The sequence below is a fragment of the Mycobacterium syngnathidarum genome (assembly GCF_001942625.1).
GTDB lineage: Bacteria > Actinomycetota > Actinomycetes > Mycobacteriales > Mycobacteriaceae > Mycobacterium > Mycobacterium syngnathidarum.
Window position 1 is genome coordinate 13,698 of record NZ_MLCL01000050.1, and the last position, 13,882, is coordinate 27,579.

At 64.4% G+C, this 13,882-nt stretch carries 12 protein-coding genes; 7 read left to right on the plus strand and 5 right to left on the minus strand.

Going from position 1 to position 13,882, the window contains the following annotated elements; all coding sequences use genetic code 11:
- Positions 1-14: 14 nt before the first annotated feature.
- Both glnT and BKG60_RS13820 read right to left on the minus strand, forming a co-directional pair.
- Positions 15-1,319 (minus strand): type III glutamate--ammonia ligase, encoded by a 1,305-nt coding sequence (gene glnT, locus BKG60_RS13815; protein WP_075909695.1) that lies wholly within the window; start codon positions 1,317-1,319, stop codon positions 15-17.
- A 133-nt stretch (positions 1,320-1,452) separates the two neighbouring features.
- Positions 1,453-2,706, minus strand: a complete 1,254-nt coding sequence (locus BKG60_RS13820) for an ammonium transporter (RefSeq protein ID WP_070947135.1) — start codon at positions 2,704-2,706, stop codon at positions 1,453-1,455.
- A 187-nt stretch (positions 2,707-2,893) separates the two neighbouring features.
- Between BKG60_RS13820 and BKG60_RS13825 the strand changes: the two genes are divergently transcribed.
- The 3 genes from BKG60_RS13825 to BKG60_RS13835 are packed head-to-tail and all read left to right on the plus strand — an operon-like array spanning position 2,894 to position 5,591.
- Positions 2,894-4,189: a cytosine permease gene (locus BKG60_RS13825; RefSeq protein WP_070947126.1), complete on the plus strand. Its 1,296-nt coding sequence runs from the start codon at positions 2,894-2,896 to the stop codon at positions 4,187-4,189.
- Complete coding sequence (biuH, locus tag BKG60_RS13830; protein WP_120764917.1) at positions 4,186-4,872, plus strand: biuret amidohydrolase; 687 nt, start codon at positions 4,186-4,188, stop codon at positions 4,870-4,872. Before BKG60_RS13825 ends, biuH begins: the two co-directional genes overlap by 4 nt.
- The gene (locus BKG60_RS13835; RefSeq protein ID WP_070947127.1) at positions 4,869-5,591 is read left to right on the plus strand and encodes a GntR family transcriptional regulator; all 723 of its coding nucleotides are present in this window, start codon (positions 4,869-4,871) and stop codon (positions 5,589-5,591) included. Before biuH ends, BKG60_RS13835 begins: the two co-directional genes overlap by 4 nt.
- A 7-nt stretch (positions 5,592-5,598) precedes the next feature.
- Here the strand turns inward: BKG60_RS13835 and BKG60_RS13840 are convergent, their stop codons facing one another.
- A complete protein-coding gene (locus BKG60_RS13840; RefSeq protein WP_070947128.1) occupies positions 5,599-6,963 on the minus strand; it encodes an alpha/beta hydrolase in 1,365 nt (454 codons plus the stop codon).
- Positions 6,964-7,392: 429 nt separating this feature from the next.
- Between BKG60_RS13840 and BKG60_RS13845 the strand changes: the two genes are divergently transcribed.
- A complete protein-coding gene (locus BKG60_RS13845) occupies positions 7,393-8,727 on the plus strand; it encodes a sugar transferase (RefSeq protein WP_239253214.1) in 1,335 nt (444 codons plus the stop codon).
- 7 nt (positions 8,728-8,734) lie between these two features.
- Here the strand turns inward: BKG60_RS13845 and BKG60_RS13850 are convergent, their stop codons facing one another.
- Positions 8,735-9,682 carry an amino acid--[acyl-carrier-protein] ligase gene (locus BKG60_RS13850; RefSeq protein ID WP_070947130.1) on the minus strand — a complete coding sequence of 316 codons (948 nt, stop codon included), beginning with the start codon at positions 9,680-9,682 and terminating at the stop codon, positions 8,735-8,737.
- Between the two features lie 214 nt (positions 9,683-9,896).
- The gene (locus BKG60_RS13855; RefSeq protein WP_165617866.1) at positions 9,897-11,087 is read right to left on the minus strand and encodes a lipase family protein; all 1,191 of its coding nucleotides are present in this window, start codon (positions 11,085-11,087) and stop codon (positions 9,897-9,899) included.
- A gap of 122 nt (positions 11,088-11,209) precedes the next feature.
- Between BKG60_RS13855 and BKG60_RS13860 the strand changes: the two genes are divergently transcribed.
- The 3 genes from BKG60_RS13860 (at position 11,210) to BKG60_RS13870 (ending at position 13,711) form a co-directional block, all read left to right on the plus strand.
- A complete protein-coding gene (locus BKG60_RS13860; protein ID WP_070186473.1) occupies positions 11,210-11,446 on the plus strand; it encodes an acyl carrier protein in 237 nt (78 codons plus the stop codon).
- Positions 11,447-11,469: 23 nt separating this feature from the next.
- A complete protein-coding gene (locus BKG60_RS13865; RefSeq protein WP_070947133.1) occupies positions 11,470-11,874 on the plus strand; it encodes a 4'-phosphopantetheinyl transferase superfamily protein in 405 nt (134 codons plus the stop codon).
- Between the two features lie 106 nt (positions 11,875-11,980).
- A complete protein-coding gene (locus tag BKG60_RS13870; RefSeq protein WP_239253210.1) occupies positions 11,981-13,711 on the plus strand; it encodes a serine aminopeptidase domain-containing protein in 1,731 nt (576 codons plus the stop codon).
- Positions 13,712-13,882 lie beyond the last annotated feature (171 nt).

Sequence of the window (13,882 nt, forward strand, 5' to 3'; positions counted from 1 at the left end):
GTGTTGTCTCCCTTCTAGAACGCCGTCAGGTAGTGGTCGATCTCCCACGGCGTGACGGTGCCGTGGTAGGCGAAGAACTCCTCGCGTTTGACGTCGGCGAAGTAGGAGGCGACACCGTCGCCGGCCACGTCGAGCACGCCGGTGACGATCGGATCGGTCTCCAGCGATTCGATCGCGTGCAGCAGGGTGGGTGGCAGCGCCGCCGGTCCCTGGGCGCCCACCGCTCCCGGATCGAGGCTGCGTTTGACGCCGTCGAGCCCGGCGCCAACGGCCGCGGCGATCGCCAGATACGGATTGGCCGAGCCGTCGCCGCCGCGCAACTCGATACGTTGACTGTCGGGCACCCGGATGTAGTGGGTGCGGTCGTTGCCGCCGTAGCTGGGTTTGCGCGGTGCCCACGACGCGCCCGACGCGGTCGAGGTAGCACCGGTTCGCTTGTAGGAGTTGACGGTTGGGGCGACGACGGACTGCAGCGCACAGGCGTGGTCGAGGATGCCGCCGATGAACGCGTACGCGGTTTCGGACAGTCCGAGGCCTCGCTCATCGGCATCGCCGGGAAACACCGGCGTCCCGGCGCTGGTCAGCGACAGGTGCAGGTGCAGGCCGCTGCCGGTGCGGTCGCGGAACGGCTTGGGCATGAAGGTGGCCACCATGTCGCGTTCGGCGGCGATCATCGACAGCAGGTAGCGCAGGGTGATCACCCGGTCGGCGGTGGTCAACGCGTCGGAGAACTCGAAGTTCTGCTCGAACTGCCCATTGCCGTCCTCGTGATCGTTGGCGTAGTTGGACCAGCCGAGGGTGTTCATCGCCGTCGAGATCGCCGTGAGGTGCTCGTACATGCGGGTGACGCCGCGCGCGTCGTAACAGGGTTGGGCCGCGGTGTCGGCCGCGTCGGCGGTGGCGAGAACGCCATCGGCGGTGCGCCGCAACAGGAAGTACTCGACCTCGGCGCCCACCCAGGCTTCGAACCCGGAGTCGGCGGCACGCTGGATCAGGCCCTTGAGGATGACCCGAGGCGCATAGGGCCACGGTGTGCCACCGACGTGGGGGTCGCAGTGCACCAGGGCCAGGCCCTCCTTGATGAACGGGATGGGGGTGAAGGAGGCCGGATCGGGCATCGCGATCAAGTCGGGGTCCTTGGGTTCCTGGCCCATGGCACCGACGGCGTAGCCGGCGAAACCGACGCCGTCGGTGGCCAGGAGCTCGACCGATTCAACGGGAACCAGCTTGGCGCAGGGCTTTCCGCGCAGATCCACGAACAGCGCAAGGATGAACTTGGTGCCGGATTGTTCGGCGAGGGTGGCGAGATCGGAGGGCATAGCACCAGCACTTTCGTCTCTTATTGAGAATCAAGGTATCACGGTAGGAAACTTCGGCAAGTCGAGGAAACCCCGGTCACCGGCTGCCGAGTGAGCGGACCTCGGCAGCCGGGCCGGGGAATCATGGTTCAGATCAGGCGAATTCGAGCTCGTAGGCCGAATCCCGGTGGAACGTGGTGTCGATACCCTTCTCCTCTTCCTCGGCGGAGATGCGGATGCCCATGGTCTTCTTGAGCACGTACGCGATGGCGAATGCCACGGCGAAGGAGTAGAGCATCACCGCCCCGGCTGCGACGGCCTGGCGCCACAACTGGTCGATGCCGCCGCCGTAGAACAGGCCGTTGGTGGCATTCGGCATGCTTTCGCTGGCGAAGAAGCCGACGAGCAGGGTGCCGACCACGCCGCCGACGAGGTGCACGCCGACCACGTCGAGTGAGTCGTCATAGCCGAGCTTCTCCTTGAAGCCCACAGCGTAGACGCAGATCGCCCCGGCGATGCCACCGACGAAGATCGCGCCGATCGGCGTGACCGCACCGCAGGCCGGAGTGATGGCGACCAGCCCGGTGATCGCGCCCGACGCCGCGCCCACACCGGTGACGTGGCCGGTCTTGTACTTCTCGACTGCCAGCCAGGCCAGCACCGCCGCGCAGGTGGCGACGAACGTGGTGACCATGACGATGGCCGCGGAATTGCCTGCGGCCAGGGCGGACCCGCCGTTGAAGGCGTACCAGCCGGCCCACAGCATGCCGGCGCCCAGCAGGGTCAGTGGAACGTTGTGCGGCTTGCGCAGCTGGCCGAACATGGCCGACTTGCCCAGCACGATGGCGACGGCCAGGGCGGCGGCTCCGGCATTGATGTGCACCGCGGTGCCGCCGGCGAAGTCGATGGCGTGCAGTTTGTTGGCGATCCAGCCGCCGACCGAGTTTTCGGTGACCACGCCGTCGAAGGCGAACACCCAGTGCGCGACGGGGAAGTACACCAGCACAGCCCAGACGGCGGCGAAGATCATCCAGGCGCCGAACTTCATCCGGTCGGCGACCGCGCCCGAGATCAGTGCCACGGTGATGGCCGCGAACAGGGCCTGGAATATGGAGAACAAACTGATCGGCAGCCCGGCGACGGTGGTCATCGGCTCCATCAGGTCTTTCATGCCGGCGAATTCGGTGATGCTGCCGACGAATCCGCCGTAGGACGTACCGAACACCATGGAGAACCCGAACAGCACCCACAGCACACCGACCAGGGCGACTGCGCCGAACGTCATCATCATCATGTTCGTCGAGCTCTTGACCGAGACCATGCCGCCGTAGAACAGGGCAAGACCCGGGATCATCAGCGTGAGGCCGATGATGCAACACAGCATGAATGCCGTGGTTCCTGTATCCATCAACATCTCCTGGGGGTGGCGGCCCGGACGGGCCGATCACCGGCAGTAGATGATGTTTCTGTTACGTGGACCGACTTGTCGTGTTGCGGTGCCGTTAACCTCACCGCCGGGGCCGGTGAGGACCTCGTAACCGGAGCTTTATGTGCCGAAACGCCCGAGAAATCCGTATACCGCACCGTATACAGCCATGGATACAGCGCCATCCGCCCTCGGCGAGGAATACGAGAACCAGCCCGTCCCGGAGTCCGCCCGCAAGTCGCTGTTCGCGGTGTCGGCAGTGTGGGTCGGGTTCCCGATGATCATGACCTCGGCGGTATTCGCCGGCATCGTCGTCTACAACCTCGGCTTCGTCACCGGGATGGCCGCGATCCTCGTCGGCGACCTCATCCTGATGGGCTATGTGGGCACGCTGAGCTACCTGGCCGGGCGCTCCGGCAAGAACTTCGCGCTCACCGCGGCGGACACCTTCGGTGCCAAGGGTTTCCGGATCGTCTCGGCATTCCTGTCCGCGCTGGTGATCGGCTGGTTCGCCTTCCAGACCGGCATGGTGGGTTCGACGCTCAATCTGTCGATGGGCTGGAGCGCGCCGTGGATCACCCTGCTGGCCGGCGTGCTGTTCGTAGCGCTGACCTTCGTCGGCATCCGGGCCATCTCGTGGATCGGGGTGGTGGCGTCGGCGCTGTTCATCCCGCTCGGCGTGGTCGCCGTGGTGTTGGCGGCGGCCGACGGCGGCATCGGTTCCGCACTGTCCTATGGCGGTGGAGCCGGTGCGAGCGCGTTCAGTTTCGGCGTCGCCGTGACGATGGTCTTCGCATGCTTCGCCGACTCGGGCACCATGACGGCCGATTTCACGCGGTGGGCTCGCAACGGCAAGGAGGGTGCGCTGGCGGCGTTCGCCGCCTTCCCGGTCGCTTACTTCATCGCACAGCTGGCCGGCGCGCTCGTGGTCGCGCTCGGCGCCGCTGCCGCGCCGGGGACGGCCGGTGGCGACTTCCTGCATGTCCTGGTCAGCGCCGGGGGAATCTTGGTGCCGTTGGCAATCGTGTTCGTCTTCGTCAACCTGGGCAGTGTGTGCGCGCACTGCCTGTACAACGGCGCCGTGGGCTTCGGCAATATCACCGGAAAGACGATGCGCCAGTTGACCATCGTGCTCGGCATCGTCGGTACCGCAGCCGCCGTCGCCGGCATCTGGTCGTACTTCGCGACGTGGCTGAACATCCTCGGCGTGCTGGTACCCCCGATCGGCATCGTGCTGATCCTCGATCAGCTGGTGTTCGCCCACCGTCGAGCCACCGCTGCGCTGGCGTGGAAACCGTTCGCGGCGTGGGCAATCGGGGCCGGCGGAGCGCTGCTGACGCACTTCTACGCGCCGCAGCTGTCCGACGCCGTGGTGGCGATGGTGGTGGGCGGCCTGGCCTTCACCGCCCTGGCGTACCTGCCGGTGCGCGCCGCGCAGCCCGTCCTGGTGGGAGAGACCGCATGATCACGATTGAGGCCAACCCCTACGTCTGGCCGTACGACGGTGACATCCCCGCCCGGCGCACCGCATTGATCAACGTCGACTGGCAGGTCGACTTCTGCGGCGAAGGCGGCTACGTCGACACCATGGGGTACGACCTGTCACTGGTGCGGGCCCCGCTCGGACCCGCCCAGGAGGTGCTCACCGCGGCCCGCGCGGCCGGGCTGTTCATCGTTCACACCCGCGAAGGGCACCGGCCCGATTTATCGGACCTGCCGGCGAACAAGCGCTGGCGTTCGGCCCAGATCGGGGCCGAGATCGGTTCGCCCGGCCCATGCGGACGGATTCTCACCCGCGGTGAGCCGGGTTGGGAACTCGTGCCCGAGATGGCTGCTCTGCCAGGTGAACCCGTCATCGACAAGCCGGGAAAGGGCAGCTTCTACGCGACCGATCTGGACCTGGTCCTGCGCACCCGGGGCATCACGCACATCATCTTCACCGGCATCACCACCGATGTGTGCGTGCACACCACGATGCGCGACGCCAACGACCGCGGCTACGAATGCCTGGTCGTCTCCGATGCCACCGGGGCCACCGACTACGCCAATCACGTTGCGGCGCTGAACATGATCACCATGCAGGGTGGGGTCTTCGGGGCACATGCCACCAGCTCCGATGTGGTGGCCGCGCTCAAGGAACTGCGATGACCACGGTGCGGGTCGCCGAGCCGGTCTCCCTGCGGGACCGGGTTTACCTCGACCTCGGCAAAAGACTCATGGCCGGTGAGATCGACCATCGCACCCGGCTGGTCGAGTCCCAGCTGTGCGAGACGCTGGAGGTCAGCCGGACGCCACTGCGCGAGGCGCTGGTCCGGCTGCATGCGGACGGCATGCTCGAACGCAGGCCCGACGGGTACTACCCGGTCGCGCTGGACATCCCGGGCGTGCGCGATCTCTACGAGCTGCGCATCACCATCGAGCTACGCGGCATCAGCCGGATCCTGGAAACCGACGAGCTGCACTACGACAAGGACCGGCTCACGGCGTTGCGCACGGAGTGGTCAGAACTGAAGGCCAGCCCACCTCCGCCGGACGGCGACATGGTGCTGCGCGACGAGTCTTTCCACGTCGAGCTGTGCGCGGCGTCCGGCAACCTGGCGATGGTCGCCACCCTCGACAACATCAACCGCCGGATCCGGTTGATCCGGATGTATGACTTCGTCACCGAGGAACGCGTGATCGCCACCATCGACGAGCACCTCGGAATCGTCGACCTGCTGCTCGACGACCAGTTCGACGCCGGCCGCGCGGCCTTGCACGAACATGTCGGGGCAAGCTTCGAGGTGGTCGAACGGCGTGCGTTGCGCGCGCTGAGCGCGCGGGCGTTGGGTCAATCGGTGACGTCGCTTGAGGCGATGTGGAAGTAGCTGGCAGTTACTCTTCGTCTGCGCCGGGCAGAGTACGTTGTCGCACACCAGGGGTGCCGAGTGTGCTGGCAAGCCACGGCAGGGCGGCGGCAAACGCCGCCCCGGCAGAGTCGAAGCTGTGCGTGCCTTTGTATCCGACCACTGAGCATTCGACGTTGTAACCGCTCAGCAGGGCGCACAGCTTGTTCGCGTTGGCGGCGTGCTCCTCGGAGAAGGTGTCCCAGTCGCCGATCGTCTCCTCGGAGGGCGGCGTCATGCTGGGGTCGCGATGGACGGTCGGGGTGTCTTCCGCGACACCGAGCCACGCAGCCATGTCTTTGTACGGGCCGTGCCGGGTGATGATCGTCCTGGGATCGAAGGCTTCCCACGCTGCTTGGTCGCCGCCGAACAACCTCGCGACGGTTTGGTCTTTCGTACCCGCATTGGGGCCGAGGGTCCCGTCGAGCCAGACGATGGCGCTGAACATCTCGGGGTTGCGAACCGCGGTGGTCAGCGAGCAGGTAGCGCCAGAGGACCAGCCGGCCAGCCCCCAGTTCTCGGCTTTCGGGCTGACTCCGAAGCGGGAGATCATGTACGGCACCACATCTTTGGTCAGATGGGCGGCGGCATTGCCGCGTAGGCCGTCGACGCACTCTGTGTCGTTGTTGAATTTCCCTGAGGTGTCCGGGAATACGATGATCGGCGCGTTGCCGTGATGTAGTGCCGCAAAGCTGTCCAACGTCTCCAGCGCATCGGTCGACTGCAACCAGTCGTTCGGGTGATTGAACTCGCCGCCCATCATGATGACCGCGGGCAGTTTGGGGGGAGGGCTGCTGGAGAACCAGGCGGGTGGTAGATAAACGGTCTCGGTCCGGTGCGCGAAACCCGATGCATCCCCAGGGATGTTCACTCGCACCACGGTGCCGCGGGTTGGCACCCCACCTGTTTGCTGAAGTGCCGCAAGCTGGGCTTCATCGATCCATTGGTCGGGTTCCGAGTGCGTCAACCGGAGCCAGGCTGCACGTACTGTCGGGAAATAGCCGGTCGCCGTGTTGAGGGCCGCTAAGCCGCAGACGACCACCATCACCACGGCGAGCACAGAGATCGACCGGCGCCACCATGGGCTGCCGGACCAACCGGCGATCAACACCGTCGCGGCGAAGCCGAACATCGCCGTCCAGAACACGGCACCGAACGAAATGGCCTCTGCGGACCAGCCCTGGTCCCTCACGAACAGCCGGGCTGCTGCGGCGAGACCCACACCTACGAGCACTGCGGCGAGCAGCCACCGCCGCATCCACTCCTGGGATCGTCCGCGACCGATTGCGACCACGATCGTGACCAGTGCCACCAGTTGCAGAGTGATCGGGATCAGACCGCTGGTCAGTGACATGGGTAATCCGAATTGGGTGAGGTCGATTCATTTGCCGGATTCACGATTCTCCAACTTTCGGACCTGAGTATGCGGAAAACCGCACTGGCATCGGACTATACCGATGGGTGGCTTCGCGAGTAGGTCAGGTGAAATCACATTGAGACGGTCGCAACGGGTGTTCCCGGCTGAAAACGCTGTTCGAGCAGTACCTACGCGCAATAATCACGGGGGCATAGTTGAGGATGGGAACGTCCCCTTGGAGTTGATTACGTCGTGAATGAGCCTCGGACTACGTCGGTTGGCGCGAAAACAGGTACCTTCGCCGACCCGGGCGCCGCACCCGCGGCGGTGCAGGCGCAAGCTCAGCGGTGGAGATCCTCATATCGTCGTCGTGTCCTGCTCGTCGACGCGTTCGTCCTCGCGGTGGTTGTCGCGTTCGCCGAATGGATCGGAACGGCTCAGGCGCATCGCCATTTCGCCAGCTTTACCACCGCAACTGCTTTTTCAGTCGGAATATATATCGGTTGGTTGATCGCGCTCGGATATGTGCATTCGCGCGATCTCACGCTGGTGGGGCAGGAGGCCGAGGAATACCGGCTCGTTGCCGCGGCGACCGGATGGACATTCGCGATTGCCGCGGCCGCCGAAGTCTTCCTCGACATGCCGATTTCGCGTATCCAATTCGGGGTCACCTTCGGCCTCGGGTTCATCGGCCTGTTCGTGGCTCGGCATCTGCTGCGCGCGGACGTGCGTCGCCGTCGAAAGCGGGGAAAATACCTCTCCCGAGTCGTCGCATTGGGCGGTCTCGATGCCGCGCGCATCTTGTCCGAGTATTTTCAGCGTTCGCCCAGCGCGGGATACCAGCTCGTCGGCGTCCTCATGCCGGATGCCGGCGACATGATCGGGCAGGACGTCGAGATGCCCACCGGTCCCGTTCCCGTCCTCGGGTTCAACCATGACAGCGAGATCGAGGCGGCCGTGCAAGCGGCCGGCGCGGACTCACTGGCGGCGGTGTATGCGGGGGACTTCGGGCCTGAGAAGGTCAAATTCCTCGCGTGGCGTATGCAGGCGATCAACACCGGACTCATCGTCGTCCCGGGTTTGACAGAGGTCGCGACGCACCGGCTGCAGCTGCGCCCGCTGGAGAATCTGCCGCTCTTCGTGATCGAAGCACCAACCCACGACAGAGTCTCGACGATCACCAAACGAATCCTCGATCTCACCCTCGGCGTGATCGGAACCATCATCGCGCTTCCGGTTATCGCATTGGCTGGGCTGGCGATCAAGCTCGATGACCGGGGCCCGGTGTTCTATCGGCAGGAGCGAGTCGGCCTCGACCAGAAGACGTTCAGGATCTTCAAGCTGAGAACCATGCATGTCGGCACCGACAAATTGCCGAAAACCAATGAGCAGCATGCCGAGAGCATGTTCAACAAGCGTTCGTCTTCGTCCAGCGTCACCAAGGTCGGAAAATTCCTGCGAGCCACCAGCATCGACGAGTTGCCCCAGTTGTTCAACGTGCTGGGCGGTTCGATGAGCGTCGTGGGGCCGCGCCCCCTAGTACCGGGCGAAGCCGGGACGGACGCCGCATTCCTGGAGCACAGAGAGCACGTCAAGCCCGGCATGACGGGATTGTGGCAGGTGTCCGGGCGTTCTGATCTCGAGGATAGAGACCGAGTTCGGCTCGATCGGTCCTATGCCGGCAACTGGTCGGTGATCGGGGACCTGGTGATCATCTGGCGCACGATCGGTGCGGTTCTCAAGCGCAAGGGCGCGTACTGACGCGCGGCTACAAGCCCATCGCGGTACGCACCTGGCCCGGCCACGAGGACGGATCCAATCCGTGAGTTCGCAGTAGTCCCAGGGCAATTCGCTCCATACCGAAACCCACGCAGGCGCTGTGTGCGACACCGCCATCGGTGGTGCGCAAGTTGAATGTCTGACCGAAGTGGTCTCGGTGGCAATTGGCCGACACCACGGCAGTGCCGTCATGCAGGTCGCCGTACAGCCGCACCAGCAGCTCGGTCTTCAGCTCCTCTTCACGCTGGTTTGCGGCCAGCATTTTGCCAACCCGGCCGAAGAAGGGGTCGTTGGCCGGAGCGGGCCGCGCGTCCAGGCCGAGCGCGGTCAGCACCGCCATGCCGTGGTCCACCCAGCTGTCACGATGTGTCTGCGCTTGTTCGGGGGTCCCGACCAGAACGTACTCGTGCATCCGAAACGCCTGCATCCGGGCCGGATCGATGGACGGCTCGTGCCGGAAGCAGTAACCGTAGATATCCATCAGCACACCGCCGTCCGGCAGATTCGACGGTAGCGTCGCATAGCTCGGGTGGCACGCCGCCGAAACCAGCATGGTGCCAGCGGAATTCAGATGTCCATCCCACGGCAGCCCGGCATCCCGGTCTGCCAACAGTGCCCGGTGCTCGGCGTTTCCGCCGGTGAACGTCGAGATGGCCCCGGTCAGGTCCGGGAAGGACGCGATGTAGTCGGTCTTCTCGAACTGATCGCGCGGGAAGACGGGTGGGAACCGAAGGACCTTCGCGCGGTCACCATGAACCTCGGTGCCTTTGCGTCGGACCGCGTAATCGACACCGTCGACGATATCCTCGAAAACCGCTCCACGGCCGTACAGGCCGTCGATGCCCATCGGCACGAGCAAGCCGGTGGCGACGAGTTCATCGCGGAACTGCCGGCGTGCGGATTCGAGTTGTGTATCCACGTCGCGAGCTTCGGTCATCCGCCAACCCTATCGTCGGCAGGCCGGTACCGGACCTACTTCTCGCCGGTCCCCGGCAGTGAGCGTTCCCGCACCTCGGGCGTGCCCAAGCGCACTGGCGAGCCAGGGGAGCGCTACGGCGAACGCGGTGCCTGCAGATTGGAAGACGTGCTTCCGACCACCGAGCATTCGACGTTGTAGCCGCTTGGGATCAGTCCATCGGTCAGTGACAGGTTCATCTGGGTCGGCTCTCGCAGTCGTTGGATGCCGGCACCGATCTGAATCGGTCGTTGATCCACGCCAGCGTCGCGGCTGAATCGGGTCGCGGCTCGGGTTGCCGTTGGACGGTGATCGTGTCGCCCATCTTGCAGGCGGCCTCTACCGCGCGATCGGTCCAGGCGGCCGGGCTGAGCGGCTCGTCACCGCTGTAGCTGACCAGCATCGGCGCCTGCGCCGGCCCCTGCGGCAGGTTGGTCTTCTGGATGAAACCCCGCAGGGTGTTCATCGCATCCGCGTCGGCAGGCCGCAGGTCGCCGGCCGGAACTTGTCCTGCCACCTGCCGGGCAGTGGGGGCCGGTTGACAGCCGAGCAGGGTATTCCATTGTTGGGTCGCGGCACCGCGTCGGTACTCGTCGAGGTTGACGACTTCGGGGTACTCGGCGTGGAGGGCCGCTACGAAGCGGGCAATTGCCACCTTCTGGTCGTCGTTCAATGTGCCGTTCTGGGCGGCCTCAGCAAGCCCGTTGAGGTCGGAAATCGGTGAGATGCTCACCGAACCCACGAAATTGCCATCGAAGTTGTTGTAGTCGACGGCAAGTTCGTTGGCGGCCCATGCGGCCTGACCACCCTCGTTGATCCCGATTGCCAGCCATGACGTCGATGACTGGGGCTCCTCGGTATGGGCCGCCTGTGCAGCGTCGATCATGTTGTATCCGCCGGTCGTGGAGTCGAGATACGGGTGATAGGTGTCGTCGTAGTTAGTGTCGGCCGTCGGCTTGCCGAGACCTTGGAAATCCGGAACCGCCACGACGTAACCCGCCTTCAGCAACGCCACAACCGTCGGTGCCAGGTCGAGCAGGGTGGGTGAGAGGGAAGGGGCGCAGTCCGCGGTTGTGCCGGTGACCGGACGACCCACCACTACGATCGGGAATCCGTCCTCGGGGGCCTCGGTCTTCGGTGTGAAAACCGATGTATTGAAATGGGTTTCACCGTCGTAGATACCTGATCGGGAAATGTGGGTGACGAGGTTCATGGCCGCGGCGGCATCACGGACGGAATCGGCAACGTTCGTCAGCGGAACGGAGCCGAGATGGTGGGGGTCGGCTGCGTCACCCGAACCGGCCTTCTCGGCGTCGGTCTCGGCGTGCGATCCGCAACCGGTGAGTGCCAGCATGGCTGCGGTGATCATTGCCAGACTGCGACGCATCATCAACTCCCCCTCGGGTGGTGTGCGGTTTTAGCCTAGTCAGGCCGGCGGCTGCGCTTCGCCGAATTCCTCATGGGAAATCGCCGGCACATTGCCTTCGGCCGCGTCTTATGCTGGCGAGCATGCGGGAAGCAATTCAGAAGGCATTGGCGGATCACGGAAGAATGTCGGTCGATCCGACCGGTGTCGATGCCGACGCTGACCTCTACGAACTCGGCCTGACCTCTCATGCGTCGGTCAACGTCATGCTGGCCCTAGAGGACGAGTTCGACATCGAATTCCCGGACGAGGCGCTGAAAAAATCGACTTTTGCTTCGATCAACAACATCGAAGCCGCCATCAACGGCCTTACCAAGTAGCACGTGTCGGTGCCGGAAGGCCCATGAACCCGCCTGAGGTCCCGCTACCAGGTCACCGCGTCCGCGTCGGGTGCGATGTGGTGGCCCTCGACGACATCGCGAACTCGCTGTCGTCTTTCGGGGACCGGTTTCTGACCAGGATCTACACCGCTGACGAGGTCGCTACCTGCAGCGGCACGAATCGGCTGGCACGGTTGGCCGCGCGCTTCGCCGCCAAAGAGGCGGCCATAAAGGCGTTCGCACAGCCGGACTCCTCATTTGTCCCGAATGAGATCGAGGTCGTCACCTCGGATCACCTCCCAACTTTGCGGTTTACCGGTTCGGCGGCGCGGTTGGCGGCCGAGCAACGGTGGCTGCAGGTCTCTGTCTCGCTCACGCACGCCGACTGTCACGCGGCGGCCGTGGTGGTGGTGGTTTGCGCAGGGTAGAAGTGGCGGGTATGCGATTTAGCTAAAATGGCGGTTTCTATTTGTGACAGTCGTGCGCCGAGATGCGAATCTGGTAGAGCGTCGAGCGTTATTGATGGATGACGGGATGGGCACACAGATGGCGGCGGAATCGGGTACGCAAGGCGTGCCGACGTGGTTCGGTCCCGAGCAATCGCGTCTTTTCGGCGTTGTGCATGTGCCGGATGGCGGAATTGCCCGGGCCGGCGTGGTCATCTGCCCGCCGCTCGGCCGTCAGCACCTGGATACCTACCGCGGATTGAAATTGTTGGCGCAACAGTTGTGTGCCAGGGGGTTTGCGGTTCTGCGGTTCGATTACCGGGGAACTGGGGATTCCACTGGAGCCCAGTGTCTGGACAGCGCCGTGGATGACTACGTCGAGAGCATTCGGACGGCCGTGGGCTATTTGCGGGCTTGCGGGCTGCAGAGTGTCTCACTGGTCGGCCTGCGGGCGGGCGCGCTGTTGGCAGCGACAGCGGCGCCCTCCATTGACGGCCTGGAAGGCCTGGTCATGTGGGACCCGGTCACCGATGGTCGCAGGTACCTGCGCGAACAAAAGGTTCTCTACCAGATGACCGTCGGGGGACAAGAATCCGCCGAGCTGCCGCCCGAAGCGGACTCGGTGCCACTTCTCGGCCTCACACTCTCGGCGACAGCTGCTGCCGACCTTGGTGCGTTGAAGGTACCGGACGAGGTCGGGGCGACGTCGATACTCGTGTTGAGCCGGCCGGAACTCGCTGGCGACCGCAGGCTGGCCGGCCTGCGCGCGGCGAATAACTGCACAATTCAGGAAATCGCCGGCCAGCCCGAGTTCGTTGAACCGCCCAGCATCGTGGTCAAGATTCCGATGGATACCCTGGCGATGATCGAGAAATGGCTCGATGCGAATCTCACGTCGGAGACAGTCGCTTTCCAACCGGCGTTCTCCGACCTTGCAGTGGTCGATGAAATGTCGGACGGCCGAAAGGTCATGGAATCGATCACCGAACTCGGTCCGAGCCGATTGTTCGCCATCCGAACTGAGCTCGCCGGCGATGGTGCGGGTGGCCCGACCGTGTTGTTCCACAACACCGCGTGCGAGCATCGGGTCGGCTCTGGGCGAATCTGGCCGGATACGGCCCGGGATCTGGCCGCTCTTGGCGTGACTGCGGTCCGCTACGACCGTCGGGGGGTTGGCGACACCGGCGTCGCTACCGAGGATTTCCCGTGGATGCACTCGCCGGTGGCCAAAGCCGATGTGACTGACGCGGTCGACGCCCTGGCGGTACCGGCAGAGCGGTTGATCATGACCGGAATATGTTCGGGCGCTTGGAATTCCGCCTATGGGGGTTTGGAGCGCGGAGCGAAATTGGTGATCCTGCTGAACATTCTGCTGTATTCATTGCGGCGTTCCGAAGGTGGATCGGAACGAATCGCGCAGGTGACTGACGCCGTTTCTGGCGATGAGGGCACCGGCGATGAAGACACTGAGACGAGGCGGGTTTGGGGCCTGGTCAAGCAGGGGCTGCGAAACTGGCTGCCGTATAGGGGTTGGTTGCTCCTCGGCCGGCTCGGTTATACGCAGGCACCGGAGGTGCTCCTGAGGGCGCTCGGCAAGGGCCGGGTGCCGACTGAACTCGTGCTGTCACCGATGGATTTCGATTGGTACGTCGGACATCGTGGCCCGATCGGGGCCAAACGGTTGGCACGTCGCGGGTGGGCTCCGAAGCTGACGCAGGCACCTGCCGGCGACCATGCAGTGCTGCATCGCGGTTTGCAGAACTTCATCCGCGAGTACCTGCTGGAGGCTACGCGACGGGAGTTCGCCGACCAGCTGTAATGGCCGGCTCTCAGATCGTCGTGAACAGGGCACACATCGCTGCGCCTGAGTTAGGACATTTGGCTTAGTAAGCCACTTTGATGCCGAGGCCGGCCAAGATCTCACGTTGGGGTTCTGGGATTTCTGGTGGGAAGGCCTGGCTGGCATCGTTGATGACGATGGTCGCTGAGC

Excerpts from the sequence above, each read along its gene's own strand:
- glnT (WP_075909695.1), bottom strand. The coding sequence starts at position 1,319 with ATGCCCTCCGATCTCGCCACCCTCGCCGAACAATCCGGCACCAAGTTC.
- BKG60_RS13820 (WP_070947135.1), bottom strand. The coding sequence starts at position 2,706 with ATGGATACAGGAACCACGGCATTCATGCTGTGTTGCATCATCGGCCTC.
- BKG60_RS13825 (WP_070947126.1), top strand. The coding sequence starts at position 2,894 with ATGGATACAGCGCCATCCGCCCTCGGCGAGGAATACGAGAACCAGCCC.
- biuH (WP_120764917.1), top strand. The coding sequence starts at position 4,186 with ATGATCACGATTGAGGCCAACCCCTACGTCTGGCCGTACGACGGTGAC.
- BKG60_RS13835 (WP_070947127.1), top strand. The coding sequence starts at position 4,869 with ATGACCACGGTGCGGGTCGCCGAGCCGGTCTCCCTGCGGGACCGGGTT.
- BKG60_RS13840 (WP_070947128.1), bottom strand. The coding sequence starts at position 6,963 with ATGTCACTGACCAGCGGTCTGATCCCGATCACTCTGCAACTGGTGGCA.
- BKG60_RS13850 (WP_070947130.1), bottom strand. The coding sequence starts at position 9,682 with ATGACCGAAGCTCGCGACGTGGATACACAACTCGAATCCGCACGCCGG.
- BKG60_RS13855 (WP_165617866.1), bottom strand. The coding sequence starts at position 11,087 with ATGCGTCGCAGTCTGGCAATGATCACCGCAGCCATGCTGGCACTCACC.
- BKG60_RS13860 (WP_070186473.1), top strand. The coding sequence starts at position 11,210 with ATGCGGGAAGCAATTCAGAAGGCATTGGCGGATCACGGAAGAATGTCG.
- BKG60_RS13865 (WP_070947133.1), top strand. The coding sequence starts at position 11,470 with ATGAACCCGCCTGAGGTCCCGCTACCAGGTCACCGCGTCCGCGTCGGG.
- BKG60_RS13870 (WP_239253210.1), top strand. The coding sequence starts at position 11,981 with ATGGGCACACAGATGGCGGCGGAATCGGGTACGCAAGGCGTGCCGACG.